The organism is Tractidigestivibacter sp. (assembly GCF_057241865.1).
The window spans coordinates 98,978-105,493 of sequence record NZ_DBHHPX010000005.1 but is presented as its reverse complement, the minus strand read 5'-3'; the positions used below and the strand labels follow the sequence as shown (position 1 = coordinate 105,493).

Genomic DNA, 6,516 nt, shown 5'->3' with positions numbered 1-6,516 from the left:
GCACGCACCATCCTCCAGACATCGTCGTCTGGTACGGATTTCCGATACCACCCCCAAATGGTCACGGAAAACTTTCGGGTTTGGGCACGCAACTTCTTCGGGTTCGGTCACGGGCACGCCGCTGGCTTCCTGACTTTCCGAGCATGAGCGACTCCTCGAGCCGGTGGCTGGGGCCGCCGAACTCGACGTTCGTGGTGAACACTATGCTCCTCCTTTCGTACGAGTCGGATATCACCTGGTAGAGCAGGCGGGCGCCGTCCACGTCGAAGAGCACGTGGCCGAACTCGTCCAGGACGATCAGGTCGGCCCTGCCGACGTCCGCCAGCAGCCGGTCGAGCGTCCCCTCGCGCTTGGCCTTGCCGAGCTGGAGCACCAGCGTCGCCGTCTGGAAGAAGCGCACCGGCATCCCCCGCCGGGTCTCCCTCGGCGTCGAGGCGGCGGGGGCGCGCAGGCCCGCCCGCTTCGTCGGCTGCCAGGGGCTGTCGCCGGCCTCGAGCGCGCAGCCGAGAAGGGCGCGCCCGAGCGGAGGCTGCGCCTCTGCTCGCACCTGTCGCTGCTCGCGATCGACGGGCTCGGGTGCCTCGAGGCCGGCAAGATGGGCGCCGACCTGATCTCCCGGCTCGTTTCCAGGAGGTACGGCAAGAGGTCGATGATGGTCACGACCAGCGTCGGCATCGGGGCGTGGGCCGACGTCCTCGGGGACGCGGCGGTGGCGTCGGCGATGGCGGACAGGCTCTGCCACCACTGCCACGTGCTGAGGATGACGGGAAGGCCGCACAGGACCAAGGACCTCCTGCCGGAGGGGAGAGGGGGCGCCGGAAGCGGCGGGGGCGACTGACGCGATCGGCGAAGATACGTTAGCGCAATCGACACCTCCCGGTTTGCGGAGCTGGTGAAAAGATTATTGACGTTAACGAGGAACCTCTCCGCGTTGGCCAAAAAGCCAGGGCCGGGTGCTTTTGAGACGTCCAACACCGCCAGCGCCTCGGCGAGCTTGACCTCCGCCATGCGGGCGCGCCCCTCCGGGTCCTCCGGCAGGTCGCGGCCCCAGTCGCACCAGTCCGTCTGCTCCGCGTGCCCCTCGGTGTCCGCCAGCGTGGGCCCCCTCCGCCGTCGCCCTCGCGGCCAAGGCTGCCACGGGCGGGCGAGGTGTGCTCCCAGCGCTCGGCGTACCTCGGGCTGCCCTCGCCGTGGGAGCAGTGCATCCTCGACAGGCGGTCGGGCATCTCGCGGGCGACGAGCCCGCCGGCGTCCTCCATCCGCAGCCACCTGTAGAGGTTGCCTGGGTTGAGGAACGGCGGGAGCGTCCTGCAGGCCTTCCTCGCGGACAGCCCGCTGCAGTGGAACTCCCAGAGGATCCCCTCCCTCTCCTCCTTGTTGTACATCCCGGACTCCAATCCCGGACCTCGTGGTCCGACCGTTCGTCCGGGGTCCCCATCTAGCCAAGAACCTGCGGAGCTTCCTCGTCCCCGCAATTGACCTGGCCGTGATGGTACCCCTCACCGTGCTGGTCCTCGGCCCCATCGGCAACGCCGTCGCGAATGGCGCAGGTGCCGCTATCAACTACCTCGTCAGCGCCAACATGGTTGTCGCCGGCATCGTGATGGGCGGGTTCTGGGGCCTTCTCGTTATCTTTGGCGTGCACTGGGCAATCATTCCCATCATCCTTGCAAACCTCAACGCAAACGGGGGAGACCCAATCTTTGCTCTTGCCGCAGCCAGCGTCTTTGCGTGTCTTGGCGTGAGCTTTGGCGTCTTCCTGCGCACCAAGGACAAGAGCTACAAGATCCTCGTTGGCTCGTATCTCATCTCCGGCATTCTCTCGGGCGTCAACGAGCCCCTCATCTACGGTGTCATCATGAGGGACCGCAAACTCATCCCCATGGTCGTTGTGGCCGGCGCGATTGGCGGAGCCGTTGGCGGTATTGGCAACGTTCAGCTCATTGTCTTCAACTTCCTGGTCAACGTGTTCACGCTTGCCTCGTTTGCACCTATTGCATGGTTCCTTGCCGAGGCGGCCGTAAGCTTTGTCGTCGCGCTTGTGCTCGTGCTCGTCTTTGGATTTGAAAGCAAGGGCGATGCAACCAAGCAGAGCGTTGAGCAAACGGCGACAAAGGCAGCCTAAGATGCGCGTTACTTACGCTCAGCAAGACATTACGCCTGACCTTCCTTGCCCCATGGACGGCTACGGCCGGCGTGAGGCCACGGGAGTACATGACCAAATCGGTGTGCGCTGTGTGCTCTTCTTTGATGGGGAGGGACAGCAGCAGCGCTACCTCTGCCTTTGCGTTGCGGACGTTTTCTTTCTCGAACTGTCGCTCGCGGAGAAGGCGCGCCAGGCAATTGCCTCGTACACCGGTCTTCCCAAAGATAGCGTGCATGTTGCCGCAGTCCACACCCACTCGGGCCCAAAGGTGAGCAAGCTCGCAGACCCAGGATGTCCGCCAGACCCTTCGTTCATCGAGGCTCTTCTTGACGCGATGGTCGCTTGTGCTGAGAAGTGTATGTCTCAGCAGGCAAGCCGGGGAAACGTAACGGCACGTTTTGGCACGTGCGACCTCTCTGGCCTCTTCACCAACCGCAACGGCGCTGGCGCAGGTTGCGATACAATCGGAACCGTTCTCAGCTTTGCCCCGGATGACGGCTCCCAGCGTATCGACATCCTTCACGTTGCCTGTCATCCCACTGTGCTCCATGGCGAGAACCACCTACTTTCCACGGATTATGTGGGAGCTCCTCGCGAGAAGTGTGAGGCGCTCAGGGGCTCTCAAGCGGTTGTCCTCGTTGGCGACGCCGGTGATTCAAGCACGAGGTTCACGCGACGCGGGGAGGGCTTTGACGGGGTTGAACGCATTGGCGGAGAGATTGCCCGGCGCTTTGCCGCGGCAACGCTGCAGCCCGCCCCGATAGCGCTCAACGGAATTCAGGATGTTCCGGTCCACCTCGACTACGTGCCGGCAGAGGACGAGGCGCTCCTCTCCGCCCAACGCACGCTCACTAATCTCCTCAAAGAACCCGCTGCTGCCAAGACTTCCGGCATTGCCGCCCGCGCGGATGACCTTCGCCAGATGCTTGGTATGGTTGAGGCAAAACTGGCAATACCCCGAATACGCCTTGACGTCTCAGTTACTCTGGCTGACCTTGGGTGCGTGAGACTTGCCCTTGTTCCCTCCGAGGTTGTCTTCTCTTTTGGAGAGCAGCTGAGAGATGCCTCGCCCGTCCCCGTGCTGGTGTGTGGCTATGTCGACGGCTATCTGGGGTATGTGGTGGATCAAACCGAGTATGGCAGGTTCTTCGAGAGCTACATTACGGTTTTTTACGGTTTTTCCCAAGGCCGCTGCGGATGAGTGGTTCTCTCGCATGGCGACAGCGCTTATGAGCTGAAGCAACGCGCTACCTTGCCGGGACAGTAGCGCTACTCGCTCGCTTGCTCTCGTGCTCTTCGGCGGCAAGCTCGCGCAGGATCGACCAGGCCATGGGTATCGTGACCAGGAAGGTGATGACGTCTGTCACGGGCTGGGCGAGCTGCACGCCGAGAAGCCCCAGGAGGGGTGGCAGCACCAGCACCACGGGCCCAAGGACGAGGCCGAGCCTGCACGCGCCGAGGATTGTCGCCCTCCACATGCGCCCCGTGGTCTGGAGCAGGAAGTTCGTAATCATCGCCGTCCCCGTGAGCGGAAGCGTGAAGCTCTCCACACGCAGCGCGAGCGTGCCTATGTCCAGCACCTTGGGGTCGCTCGAGAAGAGGCCAATGAGCTGCGGTGCAGAGACACACGTCACGACGCCGAGAAGAGCCACGGCGACGAACGCCGTGCGCACCGAGAAGCGGTACCCGGCGCGGATGCGCTCGTAGAGCTTGGCCCCGTAGTTGTAGCCAATCACGGGCTGGAACCCCTGGCCGATACCAATCTGCACGTAGTTGCCTATGCTTGCGATTCTCTGCACGACGGCGAGCGCCGCGATGGCCGCGTCGCCGAAGGGTCGCGCCGCCTCGTTCAGGAGCGTGGTGGCGACACCGAGCATGCACTGTCGCACGAAGGAGGGAAGCCCGCCGTTCACGATTCTGGCGACCATGGCGCGGGTGGGCCTTCTCAGCCACCTAGTCGAGAGGGGAGTGATGCCCACGCGCTGGATCTGCCAGACGAGAATGCAAAAGCTGATGAACTGGCAGATCACCGTGGCAATGGCGCTGCCGGCGATTCCCAGCCCAACCACGTAGATGAGGAGCGGCTCCAGCGCAATGTTGATGATAGCGCCGGTCATGATGGCAATCATCGAGTGGAGCGCCTCACCCTCGAAGCGCAGTTGCATGTTGAGCATGAGCGAGCTGCACATGAAGGGGGCACCGAGAAGGATGATGCCGATGAAGGTCTTGGCGTAGGGGAGGATAGTGTCGGTCGAGCCGGCGACAATGCAGATCGGCTCGATGAAGACGTTGCCGAGAATGGCGATGAGCGTGCCGAGAAGGAGCGTGATGGCAAGGCCGTTTGTGGCCATGATGCAGGCGCGCTCACGGTCGCGGGCGCCGAGGAAGCGCGAGATGGCGTTGCCGGTGCCCTGCCCCATGCCGAACCCCACGGCCTGTATCGCCGTCATGACCACGAACGAGATGCCGATTGCCCCCTCGGCGGATGTGCCAAGCGACCCCACGAAGAAGGTGTCACACAGGTTGTAGATGCTGGTCACGAGGTTCGAGATGATGGAGGGCGCGGCAAGCGAGAGGATCAGGGGTCGAATGGGCTCCTCTGTCATCTGCCGATACTTGGCCGCTGCTGTGTCTTTGCCTTCGTTCATCCGTTGTATGGTAGTACCGCCGGGCGGTGCCATTGCGACTACGAACGGCACTAACTTTCAGAAGACATAGTCCAGGGGACGCGGGAGGGCCAATGGCAGCGGCGGGCGAGAGGGGCCAGGACAGGCGAGGGGGGACTCTTGCGCACGCGCGGGAGGCGCTCCGCACCTACTTTGGCTACGACTCCTTCCGTCCTGGTCAGGGCGAGGTCATAGCGTCGGTACTCTCAGGCCAAGACGCGCTTGCCGTCATGCCCACGGGTGCCGGGAAGTCCATCTGCTATCAGGTTCCCGCAGTTCTTCTCGGTGGACTCACCCTCGTGGTGTCTCCGCTCATCTCGCTCATGGGCGACCAGGTGCGCTCTCTTAAGGAGGTGGGCATCAGGGGTTCCTATCTCAACTCCACGCTCACCCCACGCCAGCAGGAGGTGGTGATGGCACGGGGGCTTGCCGGCTGGTATGACCTCATGTACATCGCGCCCGAACGCCTCTCTGACCAGCGCTTCATTGCCTTCGCACAGCGGGTGTGCATACCGCTTGTGGCCGTCGACGAGGCCCACTGCGTGAGCCAGTGGGGCCAGGACTTCCGTCCGGCATACCGTGGCATACCCGCCTTTGTCGCACAGCTGCCAGAGCGCCCCGTGGTCTGTGCCCTTACGGCTACGGCCACGCCTCGCGTGCGGGAGGACGTTGCGAGGCTCTTGGACCTTCGCCACCCGATGGTGCAGGTGAATGGTTTTGACCGCCCCAACCTGCGACTCTCGTCTTTCGAGCTCACTCCCGGCGAGCGCACGCGCTGGCTCATGGGCTACCTCGCGGCACACCCCACGTGGTCTGGCATCGTCTACACCAACACGCGCAAGAAAGTGGACGAGCTTGCAAAGGCCCTGCGGGCAGCAGGCATCCGTACCGTTAGCTATCACGCGGGAATGGAGAACGCCGAGCGTACGGCCTCGCAGGAAGCCTTCGTACACGACGAGGCCCGCGTAATGGTGGCCACCAACGCATTTGGCATGGGTATCGACAAGTCCGACGTGCGATTCGTTGTCAACTGCGGGCTGCCCCTCTCGCTCGAGGAGTACTACCAGGAGGCAGGGCGCGCGGGTCGCGACGGGGAGCCGGCGGAGTGCTATCTCCTCTGGAGTCGTGGGGACATCCGTACCTGCCACTTCTTCATCGACAACACCCAGTTCCCACCGGAGACGCCCCAGGCGGAGAGGGCCACCCTCCTGCGCAACCGGGAGCGTCTCCTCTCGGCGATGATCGGCTATGCGATGAGCGACACGTGCCTGCGGGCCCGCGTGCTGCGCTACTTTGGGCAGGACGCGTCGTCGGTTGCGGTGGGGAAGGGAAAGGATGGCTGTGGCGGATGCTCCGTGTGCCTCGGGAGTTCGGCGGCCGAGCATCTCAGGAGGCCTTGCTCGCGGCGGGCTCGTGGTGCCATGGGTGCCGGTGGCTACCGCACGCGCGAGCTTCCCAGCGAGGCTGAGGTCACTGATGAGGACGAGCGTCTTTTTCAGCGGCTGCGCGCCTTGCGCAAGCGCCTGGCAGACGAGTCCCACGTGCCGCCCTATGTGGTCTTCTCGGACGCCACGCTGCGAGCCATGGTGCAAAGGAGACCCCAAGACAAGGAGGAGCTTCTCGCCGTCTCTGGCGTGGGTCACACCAAGCTCGAGCGCTACGGGAGGCAGTTTCTCGAGGAGATCAATCGATAGGGGAGCAGCG

The 6,516-nt window shown here is 63.7% G+C and carries 6 protein-coding genes; 4 read left to right on the top strand and 2 right to left on the bottom strand.

All coding sequences use genetic code 11. The annotated features are described in order from the left end of the window. Positions 1–61: 61 nt before the first annotated feature. Positions 62–406 carry an ATP-binding protein gene (locus ACO59D_RS03020; RefSeq protein ID WP_485125705.1) on the bottom strand — a complete coding sequence of 115 codons (345 nt, stop codon included), beginning with the start codon at positions 404–406 and terminating at the stop codon, positions 62–64. On the opposite strand from ACO59D_RS03020, the gene ACO59D_RS03015 reads away from it, so the two are divergent. The 3 genes from ACO59D_RS03015 to ACO59D_RS03005 all read left to right on the top strand — a co-directional run bounded on the left by ACO59D_RS03015 (position 365) and on the right by ACO59D_RS03005 (position 3,347). Further along, positions 365–838: an ATP-binding protein gene (locus ACO59D_RS03015; RefSeq protein ID WP_485125709.1), complete on the top strand. Its 474-nt coding sequence runs from the start codon at positions 365–367 to the stop codon at positions 836–838. The two genes, ACO59D_RS03020 and ACO59D_RS03015, sit on opposite strands and share 42 nt — an antisense overlap. Positions 839–1,408: 570 nt before the next feature. Next, positions 1,409–2,125: a PTS sugar transporter subunit IIC gene (locus ACO59D_RS03010; protein ID WP_485125704.1), complete on the top strand. Its 717-nt coding sequence runs from the start codon at positions 1,409–1,411 to the stop codon at positions 2,123–2,125. Between the two features lie 52 nt (positions 2,126–2,177). Further along, positions 2,178–3,347, top strand: a complete 1,170-nt coding sequence (locus ACO59D_RS03005) for a hypothetical protein (protein ID WP_485125703.1) — start codon at positions 2,178–2,180, stop codon at positions 3,345–3,347. Between the two features lie 46 nt (positions 3,348–3,393). Here ACO59D_RS03005 and ACO59D_RS03000 read toward each other — a convergent pair whose 3' ends face one another. Beyond that, positions 3,394–4,752 carry an MATE family efflux transporter gene (locus tag ACO59D_RS03000; RefSeq protein ID WP_485125702.1) on the bottom strand — a complete coding sequence of 453 codons (1,359 nt, stop codon included), beginning with the start codon at positions 4,750–4,752 and terminating at the stop codon, positions 3,394–3,396. Positions 4,753–4,886: 134 nt separating this feature from the next. On the opposite strand from ACO59D_RS03000, the gene ACO59D_RS02995 reads away from it, so the two are divergent. After that, positions 4,887–6,506: a RecQ family ATP-dependent DNA helicase gene (locus tag ACO59D_RS02995; RefSeq protein ID WP_485125701.1), complete on the top strand. Its 1,620-nt coding sequence runs from the start codon at positions 4,887–4,889 to the stop codon at positions 6,504–6,506. Positions 6,507–6,516 lie beyond the last annotated feature (10 nt).